The sequence below is a fragment of the Heliomicrobium gestii genome (assembly GCF_009877435.1).
Lineage (GTDB): Bacteria > Bacillota > Desulfitobacteriia > Heliobacteriales > Heliobacteriaceae > Heliomicrobium > Heliomicrobium gestii.
On the sequence record NZ_WXEX01000003.1, the window covers coordinates 262,309 to 281,149 of the forward strand.

An 18,841-nucleotide genomic window follows, 5' to 3' on the forward strand; every position below is an offset into this window, starting at 1 on the left:
GAGTTGCTCCGTTCTTTTCTCTTAGAGGCCGGAAGGGGGTGAAGGCTTACGTCAAGAATACCTGAACCGATATCTGCATTAACCTAAGCGATGGTCTGAAGCTGTCGGGGCGTAACCAAAGTGCGGATCCCAGCGTCCACCGCCTAATTGCCGTACTCCATACAGATGGGTAGCTGTCAAGGGCAACGTCCTTGCCCTTGACGGACGACGGGCTACATGGGACCATCCAGGCGGTGGTGTCACCGTCGAAAGAGCGTAAACAGTGAGAATTCAAAAAGCAATGTTACTGTTTAAGAGCGTTATCAGGCGCGAAGGCGTGCAGCCGTCCGAGTCAAATATAATGCCCAATAACTGCCAAGTAACAAAGAAAGCATAATTCAGCCCCACCCTGGCGAACCGTAGTGAACCCCGTTATTAGAAACTCCTTTCGTATCTCCCACGAAATAATTCGGCGAATGAATCGTATTGGAGAGGAAATTATGGATAAAAATCTAGAACTGATTGAAAAGTTTTATCTTAGATTTCTGGATTGCCTAGAACTTGTAAATTATTATCACTTATATCTCAATTTGGGCTTATTCTATTCTGAATTCTCTAAGAGAAAAAGTTTGGTTGATCAGGTTAATGAAGTGTCCCTAGATCAGCCAACTGAATATATACTAGACGTAGATTCCATTAAACATGTATTAAACGCTTTTAGTAAAAATCCAATGCCGGATTTTTTTTCTGGCATGACGGTAATCAATTCAATCCGTGGTTTCACGATGTCAGTTTATGAGTTTCTTAACGATACTGAAAACGGAGGCAAGATATTTGAGCAAATACTTATAGAGGAGATATTTAATGAAAACGAGGATGATTTTTTTAATTTTAGAATAGTCTTATCTTTCATTAGAAACGTTTTATCACACAATATTAGTTACAATACAAATGTTAAATATAAAGACATTGCCAGTCAAATTCGGTGGATGAAAAATAGAGGAATTAATGACCAATTCGTAAGATTTAAGTATCCTTACTCCGAATCTCCATTGAACTGTTACGGGGATTTGCATATTAAGATTAAATTAAATTTTGGTTCATTAAAACCTGATGAAGTTTTACCATTCAACTTTTTTATTACGGAACCTGAGCTATTCAAACTTGGATTGTTTTGTTACCACACGATTTTATATTTGAGTAAATACGCTGAAGATGTTTTTAAAGAAGTGGAATTACTATACATGCTCCCAAAACGTTTTATCAATGTAGGTTTTTCACATTTTGGAAAGAGAATAACGATGAGCCTGAGAGACCTATTAAAAGAATATCATAATGGTAATATAAAGTTTATTGATTAGTATGGAAGAATTAATTATATGACCACTACATGGTTCCCGCCACTCATCGGCGAGGTTGCCTTTATTATACATAGCAGACTAGTTTATGCCGGATAACCTGGGTTGTTTGTGGGGCGGGGAGGGGCAGGCGGTCGAAAAGTTGTCAGCTATATATACATAAGAGAGAAGGTAAGTTTACTGTAATACTCGTTTTTAGACATCTCGGAATAGAGTTTGTCTATAAAGTGCCGGAATGCCAATCAGTATTGTTGTTACTCTAGTTTAGATCCCCTCTCGCAAGCAACATAAATGTTTGTAAATCCACATGAAAAAATGCGACATCGCCAGTGATGGCGACGTCGCATCGTAAGCATTTAGTAGCATCAATGATCAGTTTGTACTTTTTCAAAACCGCTTTTTACGATCCCCCGTACGCATTCATCAAAATCTGCTGCAACTCCGTCATCAGCGGCATCCTCGGGTTCGCCGTCGTCGTCTGGTCATCAAAAGCCCGCTCCGCCAGTTCCGGCAACAGGCTCATGAACCGGTTCCGCTCGATGCCGAGTTCGGCCAGGGTGAGGGGCATGCGCACTTTCTGCATGAGATGGCGGACGGCCTCAATGAGCGACTGGACGCCCTCTTCAACGGTGCGCGCTGGCAGGCCGACCATGCGGGCGATCTCGGCGTAGCGGCGGTCGGCCACGTAGGATTCGTAGTTGGGGAAGGATGAACTTCGTAGGCCGGCTGGCGTTGAAGGCGATCGTGTGGGGGAGCAAGATGGCGTTGGCCCGGCCGTGGGGGATGTGGAAGACGCCGCCCAACTGGTGGGCGATGGCGTGGTTGACGCCGAGAAAGGCGTTGGTAAAGGCCATGCCGGCGATGCAGGAGGCGTTGTGCATCTTCTCCCGGGCCTGTTTGTCGTTGCCGTTGTGGAAGGCCCGCGGCAGGTACTCGAAGACGATCTGGATCGCCTTGATCGCCAGGGCGTCCGTGTAGTCCGAGGCGAGGACGGACACATAGGCCTCGATGGCGTGGGTCAGCACGTCCATGCCGGTATCGGCTGTCACGCCCGGTGGGACGGTCATGACAAAATCGGGATCGATGATGGCCACGTCGGGCGTCAGTTCGTAGTCGGCCAGGGGGTACTTGATGTTCCGTTCCTTGTCGCTGATGACGGCGAAGGAGGTGACCTCTGATCCGGTGCCCGAGGTGGTCGGGATGGCGACGAGCCGCGCCTTCGATCCCAGCTTGGGGAACTTGTAGAGGCGCTTGCGGATGTCCATGAAACGCAACCGGAGGAGGGAGAAGTCGGTCTCCGGGTGTTCATAGAAGAGCCACATCCCCTTGGCGGCGTCCATGACCGAACCGCCGCCGAGGGCGATGATCACGTCCGGTTTGAAGTCATTCATCATGCGGCAGCCGCGCATGACCGTCTCGACCGACGGATCGGGCTCCACCTCGGCGAAGATCTCGCTGTGGACGTAGATGGAACGGTTGCGCAGGTAGTGGAGGACCCGGTCGACATAGCCCTGCTGCACCATGACCGGGTCGGTGACGATGAAGGCGCGGTGGATTTCAGGCATCTTCTCCAGGTAGGCCACGGCGCCGAATTGGAAATAAATCCGCTCGGGGATTTTGAACCACTGCATCTTTTCTCGCCGCCTCGCCACCCGTTTTTTGTTGATCAGGTTGACCACTGACACGTTGGCCGAGGTGGAGTTGCCGCCGAAGGTGCCGCAGCCCAGGGTCAGCGAGGGCATGTTGGCGTTGTAGATCTCGCCGATGGCGCCCTGGCTGGCCGGGGAGTTGACGATCAGCCGTCCCGCCTTGATGCGGCGGGAAAAGGCGTCGATCACCGCCGGGTCTTCCGAGTGAATGACGGCCGAGTGGCCCATGCCGCCGAAACGGACCATCTCCTCGGCCCGGTCGATGCCTTCCTCGGCGCCGTCGACGATGTAGTAGGCGAGGACAGGGCTGAGTTTTTCCCGCGAGAGGGGGTACTGGGGGCCGACGCCCTCTAAGCGGGCCAGCAGGATCTTCGTGTCCGGCGGCACGGAGAAGCCGGCCATCTCGGCGATGCGGGCCGCCGGCTGGCCGACGATGTCGGCGTTGACGGCGCACTTTTCTTCATTGACGACGATGCCCTCCAGGCGGGCCTTTTCGTCGTCGTTGAGGAAGTAGCACTTGTGTTCGCTCATGTAGCTTTCAAAGTCGCCGGCGATGGCCCGGTCGACGATGACGGCCTGTTCGGAGGCGCAGATCATGCCGTTGTCGAAGGTCTTTGACATGATCAGGTCGGTGACGGCGCGGCGCAGGTTGGCCGTCTTTTCGATAAAACAGGGCACATTTCCCGGCCCGACGCCGAGGGCCGGCTTGCCGCAACTGTAGGCGGCGAGGACCATGCTGGCCCCGCCGGTGGCCAGGATCAGGTTGACGCCGGGGTGGCGCATCAGCAGGTTGGTCGCGTCGATGGAAGGTCGCTCGACCCACTGGATGCAGTGCTCCGGCGCGCCGGCCCGAACGGCGGCGGCGCTGGAGCGCTGGGTGCCGGGGTGGAAGGCGAAGATGACGGGGTTGCGCGTCTTCATGGCGATGAGCGCTTTGAACATCGTCGTCGAGGTGGGGTTGGTGACCGGCGTCAACGCGGCGATGACGCCGACCGTCTGGCGGTATTTGACTCCTACAGATGTATCTCGAATCGGGGCATGAGCGATGGCATTCGTGTGGCGTAAAGGAATGCCTGTGGGTGAAGTAATCGGGAGATGACTTCCTCTGGTGAACGCCTCTCGATGTAAGCGGTAAAACCGCAGATAATCAGAAATGAAGATTGTCGTGACGATCGCCGTCCGAATCCCGAAAATCCTATCCAACCGGGGGATGCCCAACCATTGTATAAATTAAAATGAAAAGCTATATGTTTTTGCAAATTTAGTATATTTGCATCGTGTTTATTCACTGTATATCCACATTGTTCAAGAAATAGTTGTGTAAGTCTATGTAGTATAATGTCGAAAAAATGAGAAAAATAGTAGAAGAAAATATTAATAACAAAGAAGGAAAAGAGAATGAATGATAGAATTTACAAAAGGAGGGTATCAATTAAAATTCATGGCAAGGAGGGAAATGGAAAACGATAATAGCGAAGGAGGGATGGAAAATAATAATAGAATTACTTTGTATGTTTTAAAGCGATTAAAAAAATAAGAGGGGTGCGAAATACATTGATTAAATTCTCTATTAAAAAAGCTTTGTTAGGAGTTGCACTGACTGTTTTTTGTATGGGTATAACTGGTGTCGCTTTTGCTTACAATTTGATGGGTTATGTGTGGTCTAATCCCAAAGGTCTTGGGTATTACTTCGCATCAGGAACTCCTTCGGATATTCAGACTGCCGCTAGTGAAGGGGCAAACGCATGGAATAATGCGTCAAGCCTCATTTATATTGGCGCCGGTGGATCCAAAAATGTGTATATCAAAACGGTGTCACAATCAGGTAGTGCCTTCAGTGGAATGACTGATCTGAAATTAGGCTGGGATAGCAAAATCAGTAGTGCTGCAATTACTATTAACACTGCTGCAATAAGCAATTACACTAGTCTAGAGAAAAAAGGAACACTTGCTCATGAGATAGGTCATGCTTTCGGACTAGGGGAATCAGGAGATCTTTGGGCTTTGATGTATCCCTATGATTCAGAAAGAATTTATAGAGGGACTTATGTTCCTAGAGATGATGACAAACAAGGTATTGACGCAATGTATTAATCCAACATTTTTTTGTTAGGGGGAATAAGAGTTGAAAAGAACTGTTATATCAGTTATTGTGCTAAGTTTGCTATGTTTTATAGCATACAAAGTAAACGAACCAACTGTGACAATTGCTCATGGAAGTCTCACCATGCGGTATACTGATAATAAGGCTGCAAAAGAAGCTAAATATATCGTAATTGGAACTGTTAAAAAACATATTGGTTTTTCAAATGAAGCCTTTCCAATGACAGATATGACCGTTGAAATTGAAAAAAGCATAAAAGGAAATCTGAACGGAGAAATAGTCTTTGTTCAGGAGGGCGGTTTTGATAAAGAAGAGAATAGGATTATTCAAATTGATAACTATAAATTACTAAAAGAGGGTAATAAATATTTGTTGTTCCTTAACGAAGTTCCCGATGAACCGGGTAAGTACTGGTCTATCGGAGGCCCGCAAACTGTTTATGGCCTAGAAAAAGGAAAAGCCATAAACGCTCACAGAGATGCAGATAATAAAACATTAGCCGAACTCGAAGACATCATTAATAATAACAAATAATGCAAAGAGAGACCACCAGTTGGTTTAAACTGCACCCCGGAAAATAGACAGTGAAAGAAAGTCCCCCCTTATTGGTAGAATTTCAGCGGGTAATCAGGTTACAAATCAGCTAAGAAATCTGCTGAGCAGTTTCGTAAATAAAACCTAACAGGCGATAGATAAATGCCGTTGCCCCCTATGATAGAAATTAAGTTCTATCATAGGGGGCAACATGTTTTCTTGATCATTTGTTCAGTTTAGTTCATTTCCATAGCCGTTTTTCTGTTAACCAGCCCGCCCCTTAACACTACCCGCCGTAAGCATTCATCAAAATCTGCTGCAACTCCGTCATCAACGGCATCCTTGGGTTCGCCGTCGTCGTCTGGTCGTCAAAGGCCCGCTCCGCCAGTTCCGGCAACAGGCTCATGAACCGGTTCCGCTCGATGCCGAGTTCGGCCAGGGTGAGGGGCATGCGCAGTTTCTGCATGAGATGGCGAACAGCCTCGATGAGCGACTGGACGCCCTCTTCGACGGTGCGGGCCGGCAAGCCGACCATGCGGGCGATCTCGGCGTAGCGCCGGTCAGCCACATAGGACTCGTAGTTGGGGAAGGACGTGAACTTCGTCGGCCGGATGGCGTTGAAGGCGATCGTGTAGGGGAGCAAGATGGCGTTGGCCCGGCCGTGGGGGATGTGGAAGACGCCGCCCAACTGGTGGGCGATGGCGTGGTTGACGCCGAGAAAGGCGTTGGTGAAGGCCATGCCGGCGATGCAGGAGGCGTTGTGCATCTTCTCCCGGGCCTGTTTGTCGTTGCCGTTGTGGAAGGCCCGCGGCAGGTACTCGAAGACGATCTGGATCGCCTTGATCGCCAGGGCGTCCGTGTAGTCCGAGGCGAGGACGGACACATAGGCCTCGATGGCGTGGGTCAGCACGTCCATGCCGGTATCGGCTGTCACGCCCGGTGGGACGGTCATGACAAAATCGGGATCGATGATGGCCACGTCGGGCGTCAGTTCGTAGTCGGCCAGGGGGTACTTGATGTTCCGTTCCTTGTCGCTGATGACGGCGAAGGAGGTGACCTCTGATCCGGTGCCCGAGGTGGTCGGGATGGCGACGAGCCGCGCCTTCGATCCCAGCTTGGGGAACTTGTAGAGGCGCTTGCGGATGTCCATGAAACGCAACCGGAGGAGGGAGAAGTCGGTCTCCGGGTGTTCATAGAAGAGCCACATCCCCTTGGCGGCGTCCATGACCGAACCGCCGCCGAGGGCGATGATCACGTCCGGTTTGAAGTCATTCATCATGCGGCAGCCGCGCATGACCGTCTCGACCGACGGATCGGGCTCCACCTCGGCGAAGATCTCGCTGTGGACGTAGATGGAACGGTTGCGCAGGTAGTGGAGGACCCGGTCGACATAGCCCTGCTGCACCATGACCGGGTCGGTGACGATGAAGGCGCGGTGGATTTCAGGCATCTTCTCCAGGTAGGCCACGGCGCCGAATTGGAAATAAATCCGCTCGGGGATTTTGAACCACTGCATCTTTTCTCGCCGCCTCGCCACCCGTTTTTTGTTGATCAGGTTGACCACTGACACGTTGGCCGAGGTGGAGTTGCCGCCGAAGGTGCCGCAGCCCAGGGTCAGCGAGGGCATGTTGGCGTTGTAGATCTCGCCGATGGCGCCCTGGCTGGCCGGGGAGTTGACGATCAGCCGTCCCGCCTTGATGCGGCGGGAAAAGGCGTCGATCACCGCCGGGTCTTCCGAGTGAATGACGGCCGAGTGGCCCATGCCGCCGAAACGGACCATCTCCTCGGCCCGGTCGATGCCTTCCTCGGCGCCGTCGACGATGTAGTAGGCGAGGACAGGGCTGAGTTTTTCCCGCGAGAGGGGGTACTGGGGGCCGACGCCCTCTAAGCGGGCCAGCAGGATCTTCGTGTCCGGCGGCACGGAGAAGCCGGCCATCTCGGCGATGCGGGCCGCCGGCTGGCCGACGATGTCGGCGTTGACGGCGCACTTTTCTTCATTGACGACGATGCCCTCCAGGCGGGCCTTTTCGTCGTCGTTGAGGAAGTAGCACTTGTGTTCGCTCATGTAGCTTTCAAAGTCGCCGGCGATGGCCCGGTCGACGATGACGGCCTGTTCGGAGGCGCAGATCATGCCGTTGTCGAAGGTCTTTGACATGATCAGGTCGGTGACGGCGCGGCGCAGGTTGGCCGTCTTTTCGATAAAACAGGGCACATTTCCCGGCCCGACGCCGAGGGCCGGCTTGCCGCAACTGTAGGCGGCGAGGACCATGCTGGCCCCGCCGGTGGCCAGGATCAGGTTGACGCCGGGGTGGCGCATCAGCAGGTTGGTCGCGTCGATGGAAGGTCGCTCGACCCACTGGATGCAGTGTTCCGGCGCGCCAGCCCGGACGGCGGCCTCATAGACCACCTGGGCGGCGGCGGCGCTGGAGCGCTGGGCGCCGGGGTGGAAGGCGAAGATGACGGGGTTGCGCGTTTTCATGGCGATGAGCGCTTTGAACATCGTCGTCGAGGTGGGGTTGGTGACCGGCGTCAACGCGGCGATGACGCCGACCGGCTCGGCCACCTCCTCATAGTCGTCAAACTCGTTGACGCCGATGACGCCCACCGTCTGGTGGTACTTGATGCTGTGGTAGACCGATTCGGTGGCAAAGGTGTTTTTGATGATCTTGTCTTCATAGACGCCGCGGTGCGTCTCCTCGACGGCCATCTTGGCCAGGGGCATACGCTGTTCCAGGCCGGCCATGGCCATGGCGTGGACGATGGCGTCCACCTGGTCCTGGTTGAGTTCAAGAAAACGGTTCAAGGCCGCTTGGGCCTGATTCACCAGTCTGTCAATCGCTTGGGTGACGTCGGGGGCGGGGGAAGCCCCGTGGGCGGCGCCGTTATCTGCGCCTAGCATGGGGGAGGGATACACCCTATCCATCGGATCGAACCTCCTTGCGCCGGCTAGTTCTCTATTCCTTAATCTTTCCTGGATAGCAAAAGAAATAGCAATCATTTTCTTCGATTGCCAGTAATAACACTCCTGCTGGATGATTAAAATTTTCCATGAAAATAACAAGGAACACCCAGCCGGGGTCGACCAATGCGGTCGGTTCCGGCTGGGTGTTCGCCTTTTCTGGACTATGCGATGCTGTCGCCGCTGTCGTCCTTGTCTACCGAGGCCCGCACCTGCGTCAGCGCCACCGCGAAATCCTCTCCCGTGATCCGGATGGCGCTGGTGAAGTCGCTGGAGAGGGAGGCCGGCCAGCGGTCCATGTCCGGCCCCAGCGCCCGGGCCACCGCCATCAATGCCGCCTTGGCGCAGAGGGCGGCAATGTCGGCGCCGGTGAAGCCCTGCGTCTTTTCCGCTAGGTCGTTGATGTCGACCGTCCCTTCCAGGGGCATCTTGGCCGTATGGAGCTTAAAGATCTGCAGGCGGTCCTCCAAGGTCGGCACAGTTACGCGGACACGGTAATCAAAGCGGCCGGGGCGAAGGAGGGCTTTGTCGAGCACGTCCAGGCGGTTGGTCGTGGCGATGACGACGACCTGGGCGCGCCGGTCAAAGCCGTCCATGAGGGAGAGGAACTGGGCCACCAGGGTTGCCTCGAAGGAGGTCGTCGTCCGGCTGCGGTCGAGGGCGAAGGCGTCGATCTCGTCAAAGAAGATGATGCTGGGGGCCTTCTGCTCGGCCTGGGCGAAGAGTTCGCGCAGGCGTTTTTCGCTCTGCCCGTGGAGGGAGGAGAGAAACTCCGGTCCCTTGACGGCGAAAAAGGTGGCCTCCACCTCGTTGGCCACGGCCTGGGCGAGCAGGGTTTTGCCGCAGCCCGGTGGTCCGTAAAGCAAGACGCCCTTTGGCGGCGTGATGTTGAGGGTCCGCACCAGATCCGGGTAGCGCAAAGGAAGTTCGACGGCCTCGCGGAGCAGGCGCAGTTCTTCCTTTAAACCGCCCACATCGGCATAGGTGACCTTGCCCGGTTTGACGGGGCGGAAGAAATCTTCCATGGAGCCGTCCAGGGGATGGGAGACGGGGGGGTGAGAAGACGAAGGCCCAGACGAAGCCCCAGACAATGCAGCAGAGGAAGCGCCGCCAAAGTCATCGGCCACCTTCGGTTTCCCCGAAGGCGACGACGCAGTCCTTGTGAGCGAGCGCGATTCGTCGACGCGGACGCTGGTCATGCTGGTGTCCATGTCAAAGCGGCCGTGACCGGCCCGCCCCAGCGGCGTCCGGACGATGCCGGTCACCGTCGTTCCCGCGTCGTCGAAGCGATACTCCCAGTCGCCGTCCTTGCGCGGATTAATCCCATCCGGGAGGCTGGCGACGCGAAGGTTGACCCGCTGCCAGTCCAAGGCAGGACAGGCGACACAGCCGGACGATGCGGCCAATTGTTCCACCATGGTGTGAACCGCCCCTTTGTCCGTATGAAAGACGCCGTCACCGTCGACCTCGCCGTGACGGTACCAGCGGGGCCCGTCGGGCTCGCTCCAGTCCACATCATCGACGATGAGGAAACGGCAGCCGGGGAAAAAGAGCGCCTGTTCATCGCGGGCCGTCATGCCGACGCTGCGCCCGTCACAGTAAAAACCGGCGTCTCGGACCTTCAGCCGCTGTTCCAGGCAGGTGATGATCTTATCCAGTTGTTCTGGCGAGATCGCTTTTCCGGCGGCCGTGATGGCCGTGATCGGCCACTGGCGAGCTTTTTTCCAGAACTCGCACAATGGGGCATGATCCTTGTCATCTGCGGAGAAACAGGCGCGGTAACCGCCGTTGTCTGATTTGGCGACATGGGAAAACTGTCGCCGCAGGCCGATCGAGGCCAGGGCAGAAGGGGAGCGAAATTCGATCACGAGATGATTTGTTGTATCCATCGGTCATACCTCGAATTCTTTTATGGAATGTTCACGGAATATGTTCAAATATACCAAGCACCCCGGCGGGATGTCCACTAGGAAAGCGAAAAGAACGACAGGACTGCACGCCTAGTCGCTCTTTCATTTTTTAAACAGACTTTTACCGTTCTTTAACGAGCCAGTAAATCTTGGATAATAGTCGCCCGTTACGATGGAGGGGACAACAGGTCTAGCTGAATGGAACTACCGCAACGCCACGGCGGTAAAGAACAACGAAGAAGAGAGGTCTTGACAGCATGTTTACCCAGTTTTTTGGCAACTACCTTCTCGAACGGAACTTGCTCACGATGGTTCAATTGGGCGAGGTGTTGACCCAGATGAAACATGTCCGGGCGCGCCTGGGCGTCCTGGCGATCGATGCTGGATATATGACAGGGGAGCAGGTCGACTACATCCACAGCCTGCAACGGCGACAAGACAAGCGCTTTGGCGAGCTGGCCATCCAGGAAGGATATCTGGACGCAGCCCAACTGGAAGAGCTGCTGGCCAATCAATCGAGCAGTTATCTCGCCCTGAGCCAAGTGCTAGTCGATAGCGGCTGCTTCACCTACGATCAGTTGTCCCATCTGCTCCATGAATTTAAGGAACAGTGCAACATCAGCGATCGCGATTTTGAAGCCTTGAAAAATGACGATCTGGATGCCATGGTCGATGCCTTCTTGAACCTCGACCCACTGGAGGAAAAGGAACTCTGCCGCGCCGCTTTCCTGAGCTTTGTCAAGAACACCTTCCGCTTCATCGAAAGCGACTTCCGCTTTGCCCAAGGCCAGTTCGGCGATCAGTTCTCCTTCCACCGGCTGATCTATACGACGATGAGCGGCGACTACGACCTGTGCGTCGGATTGGCCGGCGATCAGGCGGTGTTCGAACAGTTTTCCTCCCGCTTCAGCGAAGGCCTGGGTGTCGCCGATATCGACATGCACGATTCCCTCGGCGAGTTCCTCAACGTCACCTGCGGCCTCTTTCTGGCCTCCCTCTCCAACCAGGGGATCGATCTGGAACTGCAGCCGCCCGCCTTGTGCCAGGAAAAAGCGCTGTCAAACCCACAGGGCCTCTTCTCCATCCCTGTTCACCTGCCCTTCGGTCGGATCGATTTTATCTGTAGTCGAGGAATCCCTGCTATCACTGAGTGACAACAAGGAGGTTTGCGAGCCATGGCGCGCATTTTGATCTGTGACGATTCCAACCTGTCCCGAGGCAACCTGAAAAAGATACTGACCGCCAAAGGACATGAGATTATCGGTGAGGCTGTCAACGGCGAAGAAGCCTGCAAGAAATACGGTGAGTGCAAACCCGATCTGGTCACCATGGACATCACCATGCCGAAAATGGACGGCATCACCGCGCTCAAGAAAATCATCCAGGAAAACCCCCGGGCCAAGGTGATCATGATCTCCGCCTTGGGCCAAGCGCCAAAGATCTTAGAAGCCGTCAACAGCGGCGCCAAAAACTATGTGACCAAGCCGTTCGACGCCAACAAGGTCCTCACCGCCGTGGATGAGGTATTGAAAGCCTAAGGGCGGGTCGTCTTTTGCCGGAGGCATGGGATGGATCGGACGAAAGGGGTTGATTCCTGTGGCCGTAATGGAAGAGATGCTCCTCCACCTGCCGGAAAGCAGCGGTCTTTTGGAGCGGGAAGACACCGGCGACCACGTTGACGTCCATATCGCCAAACTGATGCAAGAGGCGCCTGTCGTCGATGTGAACGAACTGGGCAGCCGTGTGCTGGCGATCTTCGAAGCCGATGAGAACACGGAAGGCATCGTCGTGTTGAAGCTTGGCCGGGCTGTGGGTCTGATCATGCGCAACAGCTTTTACCGCACGATCGGCCAGCAGTTCGGGCGGGAGGTCTTTCTGACCCGCCCCGTGAACCGGGTCATGAACAAACAGCCGCTGATCGTCACCCCCGGCACGGACATCACCCAGATCGGCATGCTGTCCATGAGCCGCGATCAGGAGAGCCTCTATGATTTCATCCTGGTGGAGGAACAAGGGCGCTATCTCGGCGTCATCAGCATCCGCCGCTTCATGGTGGAACTGTCCAAGCGCAGGGAAAAGCAGATCCGGCTGCTGGAAAAGCAGAAGAAAACCATCAAAAACCTGATGGACAATGCCGGTCAAGGGTTCCTGTCTTTCGGACAAGACCTGATCATTTCCAATGAATACAGCCTTGAATGCGTCGGTATTTTCGGGAAGGAGATCGGCGGCCTCAATGTTCTCGATCTGTTCGGAAGCTATCTTTCGGAAGAGGAAGGGGAGACGGCCGCCGGGGTGCTGAAAGGGCTCTTCCACGCCAAGAACAGCCTGGAGACCCATGTGTACATCTCCTTGCTTCCCGGCGAAATCATAGTGGCGGAAAAGAGCATCCACTGTGCATACAAGGTCATCCCCCAATGGGAACAGACGACGGTGATGGTCATCCTCACGGACATCACCGAGAAAAAAGCCCTCGAACAGAAGATGGTCGAAGAGAAAAACAACCTGAAGCTGGTGCTCAAGGCGCTGGCCTGCCAGAGCGACATCATCAACGGCATGGAGGCTTTTCGCGAGTTCTTTGCAAAAACAGTGCCCGAGATCTTGGAGAGCGACTGCGCCGCCCCAGAGAAACTGTCTGAGATCTACCGCGCCGTCCACACCTTCAAGGGCGATTTCGGCCAGTTCTATCTCTCCCACACGGCAGAACACCTCCATGAACTGGAAGACCGCCTGTCCCGGTTGGTCGACTGCGCCGATGCGACCACAGCGGCCATCGAGGAGATCATGGGCTCTGTCGATAGTGACCGTTGCCTCGCCCGCGACCGGGAGATCATCACCGAGATCCTGGGGGAAGGCTTTTTCTGTCAGAGCCAGACCTTCGCCGTCAGTCTCGACCGGATCATCGAGATCGAACGGCGCGCCGCCGGCGCCTTCTCGGAAGAGGAGCAGCGAGCGGAATTGCTCCTCCTGATCAAGCGACTCCGTTGCACCAACGTCAAGGACATCCTGGCGCCCTACCAGGAATATGTGCAAAGCCTGGCCGAACGGCTGGAAAAAGGCGTCGAACCGCTGGAGATCCGCGGAGACGACATCTTCATCGACAAAACGGCCTATGTCCGGTTCTGCAAATCCCTCGTCCATGTCTTTCGCAACATCGTCGATCACGGCATTGAGGACATGGACAGCCGCAGCGAGTCGGGCAAGCCCGAAAACGGAACGATCCGCCTGGAACTGAAGGACCTGGGCGACGGGTTCACCCTTAGCATCGCCGATGACGGCAAGGGGATAGACCCTGACCTGATCCGGACGAAGGCGGTGGAAAAGGGGATTTTCTCAGAGGAAGCTGTCGCCGGACTCTCGGAAAAGGATGTCATCGAGATCATCTTCATGGACCGGTTTTCCACCAAAGACGAAGTCAGCATCCTTTCCGGTCGCGGTGTCGGGATGGCCGCCGTCCGGGCCGAGGTGGAAAGCCTGGGGGGGAGCGTGGAAGCGCGCTCTGAGGTCGGAAAGGGAACGGAATTCCTTTTTCGCTTGCCCTATATCGTCGGTTAAGCGGGCTGAGAACACCAAGCCGTCTCCGAATCTGAAATCGCAATTTCCATGAAACACGTTGCATCGAATCGTGATGATTGATCGACATGTTATTCAGCAGGAACGGTGTGCCCGCAGTTGAAAGGTGGTATCTTGCGGAAGATGACTGTTGGCGACAAAGGCAGGCTGTTGCTCGTCACAGCCGTGGCCCTTCTCAGCGCGTTGGGCGCAGGCGCGGCTCTATTTATTTCCGGTCCCTCGACAGCGGTCATCTTCATCGTGATCGCTGCGTTCACCACCGGGCTGTTGGGTTTTTTCGCTGTCCAAAACGGCATTCAAATGGAGGCAGTCCGAGCGTTTTTAGCAGAAAATAGTTGGTTAAAACCAAGCGCTTCGATTCCTCTTCCTGCACATTTTTCCTCTCTATCTCCTTCTCTGGTTGAACAACTGAAAGAGTGGGCCGAGGGGCGGGAGCAGTCCCTCTCACACCTTCGCGCCATCGTGGAAGAGTTGGCGACAACAGCCAGTGAAATGCCGACCCATCTTGACCGCCTTTCCTTCGCTGCGTCCCGGACAGAGGAGCATGACGGACAGGCGACTGCTGCTGCGCAGGAGCAGAACCAGTTCGTAGAACGGGTGCGGAAAGACTCCTCGGAAATCGCTCAGGCGATCGAAGCCCTCGCCGAGAGCGCGGCGGCGTCCAGCCAATCGGCGACCGATGCCTTTTCGGCGGCTGAAGCGGGCTGGAATTCCATCATGTCCGTCGTCAGCCAGATGGAGGCCGTCAGCAATGCTTCCCTCCGTACGGCCGGCATCATCCAACACCTGGGCGGCAAATCAGGACAGATCAGCCAGTTCGCGGACGTGATCACCAACATCGCCGACCAGACGAATTTGCTGGCCTTGAATGCAGCCATCGAAGCGGCCCGGGCGGGAGATCAGGGGAGAGGGTTTGCTGTCGTCGCCGAAGAGGTGCGCAAGCTGGCAGAGAGTTCGGCAAAGGCCGCGCGGGAGATCACCGTCCTTATCGCGGAAATCCAGGGGGACACGCTGAAAGCGGTTGCCTCTATGGAAGCAGGCGGGAGAGAGGTGGAGGAAGGCGCTCAGTTGGCCCGTGACGCCGGCGCCGGCTTTGAATCCATCGCCGATCTGGCAAACAATACGGCGACCCAGATCCATGATGTGACAGCGACGATTGAACAGATCGCCAAGGCCAGCCGCGATATGGCCGACGGCATCGACCACATTGGCGGTTTGAAATCAGAAGAGTCCACGGGAGCGTCCCCAGAGATGGGAGCGCCTACTAAGGAAGAGATCAGCCGGAACCTCGAGCGGGAAGCGGCCCGGCAACAGGCGCAGGCATTGACCGAATTAATGATGAGTCGAATAGCCGAACTCCGGCTGGCGATTGAGGCAGAGTAAAACAGATAATAGCGCCATAAGAGAGCGGGATCGATCTTCGTGTTGCGCCTGATCCCTTGTAAAAACCGTCCAACGAGTTTGGGCGGTTTTTGTCATTCCAGAACGGGCATACGAAGACAGAGGATTTTTGCTAGAAAGCGAGAAAAGATGGATAGAAGGTGAATAGAGGATCAATCATGAGTGGTTAGAGAAATACGATTTTATTGGGAGATGATCCGATGAACTACCGGCACTTGGGGAAGACAGAACTGACCGTATCGGAACTCGGCTTTGGCGGGATCCCCATCATCCGCCTCGACACGGCGGAAGCCATCAAGGTGTTGCAACGGTCTTTTGAGCGGGGCATTACCTTCTATGACACGGCCAACGCCTACCGGGACAGTGAAGACAAGATCGGTCAGGCCTTTCAAGGGATGCGCCACAAGGTGGTCATCGCCACCAAGACGGGCATGCGCGACGGCAACGGGGCGCTGGCCCACCTGGAAAAGAGCCTGCGCATGCTGCGCACCGACTATATCGACCTCTACCAACTGCACCAAGTCTCCCAGGAGAGGGATTGGGAGGCCCTTACCGCCCCCGGCGGCGCCTTGGAGGTCATCGTCAAAGCCCAGGAAGCGGGGAAGATCCGCCACATCGGCGTCACCTCCCATAACCGCCAGATGGCCATCAAATTGATCAAAACCGGTTATTTCACGACGATCCAGTTTCCCTTCAACTTCATCGAGGACGCCGCCAAGGACGACCTCTTCCCGTTGGCGCGGGAGATGGACCTGGGCATGTTGGCCATGAAACCCTTTGCCGGCGGCATGATCGACAATGCCGCATTGGCCTTCAAGTTCCTGCGCCAACATCCCGATGTCCTCGCCATCCCTGGCTATGACTCCGTCGCGTCAGTCGACCAGATCGTCGCCTTCTATGACAGCCCCAACGTGGTGACCGGCGATGACCTGGCGGCGATGGACCGCTACCGTCAAGAGTTGGGCATGCAGTTTTGCCGGCGTTGCGAGTACTGCCAGCCCTGTCCCCAGGGCGTGATGATCACCCCGGCCATGGGCTATCAGGTGCTCGCCAAACGCATGGCGCCGCCGGTGGCCGTCGAGTTCCTGCGCCGCCCCATGGAGACGGTTCCCAACTGCACCGCCTGCGGCGCTTGTGTGAAGAAATGCCCCTACAACCTGCCCATCCCCCAGATGCTGAAAAAGCATTATGACATGTGGGAGGGCCACCGGATCGAAACAGGGCTTTAATCGAAATGGCCTGACGATCGCCTGACAAGAACGCTTACCTCTGCTCGATCCTCGTTGACACGATATAAGCATCCCTCTGTTTTTTCACCGTTAATGTAAGCGGTCGCCGGGCGGCCCAGCGGGGGCGATCCGGCAGCAGGCCGATTTCGGCTTCATCCCCCTTTTGTCGAAATGTTGTCCCTCCGGTGACGAGTTCCTTGTCATCGATGGATAAGACAAAGCGACCTTCATGGATGACATCGGCGGGCGACGCAGCATCGCCCGCTTTTTCCTGTTCCTGTTCTTTTTCCGGCGCAGCGCCGCCGAGAGCGGGGAGGGGCAACGGGGGATCAAACTGGGCAGCGAAGTGGCCTGTTCCCGAAGCGACCGTTTCCGAGACGGCGCCGAAGGCCCGCAAAGCCGGACGGCCCTTGTGTAAGGTGACGATCAGGTGGCTGCTTGCCGATTGCACAACCATTTGTTCCTCGCTGAGCGCCGTGATCCCATAGTCGATCTCCCCGCTGTTGAGCGCCCACCGCCAGCGTTCCCCTACAACCCCTTTTTCCGGCTGCTCCACCCACCGGATCTGCCGTTCGCCCGTGCGGAAGACGGCCATGTCGAAGACCTCCGAGTAGTACCCTTTGAGACCCGTAAAGAAAAAGGGGATCCAGATGCGACGAGGGACTGCAAACTCCTTCCCGGCGATAAGCAGCCGGGTTCGCTTTCCAGCCAGGGTGCTCCGCTGGCGGAACATGATCGGCAGGGAACTCTTGCGGGCATGTTGCCCCGGATCGATTGCCCCGCCCCAACGAGAGGATGTCTTGCTTGCGGCGACAAAGTCGAGCCGGACGGGTTCTCCCCGAAAAGAGTCAAAGGCGAGTTGGATGCGGACGATATCGGCTTCAACGGTTCGTCGGTAACTGATGGGCCGGAAATGCATCTCTCGTTTGAGTCCTTCCCGCTGGAGTTGTTGAACCACCCGCTCATCATTGACATGATCGATCTGGGACTGGTCATGCAACGTGATGATCGCCCGGATCAGCGGTGGGGAACCCTCACGGAGACGGATCATCGCTTCGAGGGATTCGTATTTTGGGTGTTCCCGCAGGTACACCATCACATGGGCATCATAACGGTGAAACACGAAAGAAAAGGGCTGGAGCAGGAGGCCCTGGAGTTGTTCAAGCTGGAACATCGACAACACTCCCTTCCTTAGAACGGTGCATATCACCTCATCTATAAAGTATCCTTTTAGGACGTCGTATAAAGACGTCCTATATGAAGGTCGCTTTAGAACATCGTCATATCGACATGCGACATTGTCAAAACGACATTGTCAAAACGACAAGCGACGTCGTTGAATCGGCAAGCTGAACTATGTATGAGCGGGGCTGCAACGCCTTTCACCGTTTCTTATTATGTTGCGAAAGGGAGAACGGTGAGCCCTGATTGCGCATTTCCATTGATTTCTTTTCCTCCAGCGCGTACAGTAGGGAAGACGGGTTCGGAGCGCCGTCAACGGGGCATAATTTGGATAAGAGAAGGAGATGACGTCCACCGATGACAAACAAAACATATCCGGCGCCGCCGGAAATGACCATCGACACCAACAAGGAATACGTGGCCACGGTCAACACGACGAAGGGAACCTTCCAAATCAAGCTGCTCGCCGCGGAAGCGCCGAAGACAGTCAACAATTTCGTCTTCCTGGCCCGCGATCAATTTTATGATGGCGTCCGTTTCCACCGCATCATCAAAAACTTCATGATCCAGACAGGCGACCCGAAAGGCAATGGCACAGGCGGACCGGGGTATCGTTTTGCCGACGAACTGCCGCCGGCCCTGCCCTATGCGCCTGGCGTCGTCGCCATGGCCAACGCCGGCCCGGACACCAACGGCAGCCAGTTTTTCATCTGCAACGGCGACAGCGCCCGTGGATTGAACAACTACCCCAACTACACCGTCTTCGGCCAAGTCACCGAAGGGATGGATGTGGTGCTGAAGATCTCCGACACGCCCGTTGAATGGGGCGCTGGCGGTGAGCGGAGCAAGCCCGTCGAGGACGTGAGCATCGAATCGATCACCATCGAAGAGAAGTAATCCCATAATCAACCTTTGAGAAAAAGCGAAACAGGCCCCTTCCCGATGGAAGGCAGGCCTGTTTCGCTT

12 protein-coding genes and 1 pseudogene are annotated in these 18,841 nt (G+C 55.3%); 9 read left to right on the forward strand and 4 right to left on the reverse strand.

Annotation, left to right across the window (positions count from 1 at the left end):
• The first annotated feature begins 479 nt into the window (after positions 1 to 479).
• Positions 480 to 1,340, forward strand: coding sequence for a hypothetical protein (locus tag GTO89_RS05065; protein WP_161260974.1), 861 nt, complete (start codon positions 480 to 482; stop codon positions 1,338 to 1,340).
• 397 nt (positions 1,341 to 1,737) lie between these two features.
• Here GTO89_RS05065 and adhE (GTO89_RS05070) read toward each other — a convergent pair.
• Positions 1,738 to 3,985: pseudogene (gene adhE / locus GTO89_RS05070) on the reverse strand (bifunctional acetaldehyde-CoA/alcohol dehydrogenase); the annotation flags it as partial.
• 555 nt (positions 3,986 to 4,540) lie between these two features.
• On the opposite strand from adhE (GTO89_RS05070), the gene GTO89_RS05075 reads away from it, so the two are divergent.
• Positions 4,541 to 5,080 carry a matrixin family metalloprotease gene (locus tag GTO89_RS05075; protein WP_161260975.1) on the forward strand — a complete coding sequence of 180 codons (540 nt, stop codon included), beginning with the start codon at positions 4,541 to 4,543 and terminating at the stop codon, positions 5,078 to 5,080.
• 31 nt (positions 5,081 to 5,111) lie between these two features.
• Entirely contained in the window at positions 5,112 to 5,624 is a 513-nt protein-coding gene (locus GTO89_RS05080) for a hypothetical protein (RefSeq protein ID WP_161260976.1), read from the forward strand.
• Positions 5,625 to 5,910: 286 nt separating this feature from the next.
• Here the strand turns inward: GTO89_RS05080 and adhE (GTO89_RS05085) are convergent, their stop codons facing one another.
• Both adhE (GTO89_RS05085) and GTO89_RS05090 read right to left on the reverse strand, forming a co-directional pair.
• The gene (adhE, locus tag GTO89_RS05085) at positions 5,911 to 8,523 is read right to left on the reverse strand and encodes a bifunctional acetaldehyde-CoA/alcohol dehydrogenase (protein WP_161261031.1); all 2,613 of its coding nucleotides are present in this window, start codon (positions 8,521 to 8,523) and stop codon (positions 5,911 to 5,913) included.
• Positions 8,524 to 8,747: 224 nt separating this feature from the next.
• Positions 8,748 to 10,472: an ATP-binding protein gene (locus GTO89_RS05090; protein ID WP_161260977.1), complete on the reverse strand. Its 1,725-nt coding sequence runs from the start codon at positions 10,470 to 10,472 to the stop codon at positions 8,748 to 8,750.
• Positions 10,473 to 10,750: 278 nt separating this feature from the next.
• Here GTO89_RS05090 and GTO89_RS05095 point away from each other — a divergent pair, with 278 nt between their 5' ends.
• The 5 genes from GTO89_RS05095 (at position 10,751) to GTO89_RS05115 (ending at position 16,693) form a co-directional block, all read left to right on the forward strand.
• A complete protein-coding gene (locus GTO89_RS05095) occupies positions 10,751 to 11,647 on the forward strand; it encodes a chemotaxis protein CheX (protein ID WP_161260978.1) in 897 nt (298 codons plus the stop codon).
• Between the two features lie 21 nt (positions 11,648 to 11,668).
• Entirely contained in the window at positions 11,669 to 12,031 is a 363-nt protein-coding gene (locus tag GTO89_RS05100; RefSeq protein WP_161260979.1) for a response regulator, read from the forward strand.
• Positions 12,032 to 12,056: 25 nt separating this feature from the next.
• Positions 12,057 to 14,045 carry an ATP-binding protein gene (locus GTO89_RS05105; RefSeq protein WP_204758283.1) on the forward strand — a complete coding sequence of 663 codons (1,989 nt, stop codon included), beginning with the start codon at positions 12,057 to 12,059 and terminating at the stop codon, positions 14,043 to 14,045.
• A 141-nt stretch (positions 14,046 to 14,186) separates the two neighbouring features.
• Complete coding sequence (locus GTO89_RS05110; RefSeq protein ID WP_161260981.1) at positions 14,187 to 15,446, forward strand: methyl-accepting chemotaxis protein; 1,260 nt, start codon at positions 14,187 to 14,189, stop codon at positions 15,444 to 15,446.
• Between the two features lie 218 nt (positions 15,447 to 15,664).
• On the forward strand, positions 15,665 to 16,693 hold the full coding sequence (locus tag GTO89_RS05115) for an aldo/keto reductase (RefSeq protein ID WP_161260982.1): 1,029 nt from the start codon (positions 15,665 to 15,667) through the stop codon (positions 16,691 to 16,693).
• Between the two features lie 34 nt (positions 16,694 to 16,727).
• On the opposite strand, the gene GTO89_RS05120 is transcribed toward GTO89_RS05115, so the two are convergent.
• Positions 16,728 to 17,867 carry a hypothetical protein gene (locus GTO89_RS05120; RefSeq protein WP_161260983.1) on the reverse strand — a complete coding sequence of 380 codons (1,140 nt, stop codon included), beginning with the start codon at positions 17,865 to 17,867 and terminating at the stop codon, positions 16,728 to 16,730.
• Between the two features lie 365 nt (positions 17,868 to 18,232).
• On the opposite strand from GTO89_RS05120, the gene GTO89_RS05125 reads away from it, so the two are divergent.
• Positions 18,233 to 18,772 (forward strand): peptidylprolyl isomerase, encoded by a 540-nt coding sequence (locus tag GTO89_RS05125; protein ID WP_328793863.1) that lies wholly within the window; start codon positions 18,233 to 18,235, stop codon positions 18,770 to 18,772.
• Positions 18,773 to 18,841: the final 69 nt, after the last annotated feature.

Excerpts from the sequence above, each read along its gene's own strand:
- GTO89_RS05095 (WP_161260978.1), top strand. The coding sequence starts at position 10,751 with ATGTTTACCCAGTTTTTTGGCAACTACCTTCTCGAACGGAACTTGCTC.
- GTO89_RS05090 (WP_161260977.1), bottom strand. The coding sequence starts at position 10,472 with ATGGATACAACAAATCATCTCGTGATCGAATTTCGCTCCCCTTCTGCC.
- GTO89_RS05125 (WP_328793863.1), top strand. The coding sequence starts at position 18,233 with ATGACAAACAAAACATATCCGGCGCCGCCGGAAATGACCATCGACACC.
- GTO89_RS05065 (WP_161260974.1), top strand. The coding sequence starts at position 480 with ATGGATAAAAATCTAGAACTGATTGAAAAGTTTTATCTTAGATTTCTG.
- adhE (WP_161261031.1), bottom strand. The coding sequence starts at position 8,523 with ATGCTAGGCGCAGATAACGGCGCCGCCCACGGGGCTTCCCCCGCCCCC.
- GTO89_RS05100 (WP_161260979.1), top strand. The coding sequence starts at position 11,669 with ATGGCGCGCATTTTGATCTGTGACGATTCCAACCTGTCCCGAGGCAAC.
- GTO89_RS05110 (WP_161260981.1), top strand. The coding sequence starts at position 14,187 with ATGACTGTTGGCGACAAAGGCAGGCTGTTGCTCGTCACAGCCGTGGCC.
- GTO89_RS05115 (WP_161260982.1), top strand. The coding sequence starts at position 15,665 with ATGAACTACCGGCACTTGGGGAAGACAGAACTGACCGTATCGGAACTC.
- GTO89_RS05120 (WP_161260983.1), bottom strand. The coding sequence starts at position 17,867 with ATGTTCCAGCTTGAACAACTCCAGGGCCTCCTGCTCCAGCCCTTTTCT.
- GTO89_RS05105 (WP_204758283.1), top strand. The coding sequence starts at position 12,057 with ATGGGATGGATCGGACGAAAGGGGTTGATTCCTGTGGCCGTAATGGAA.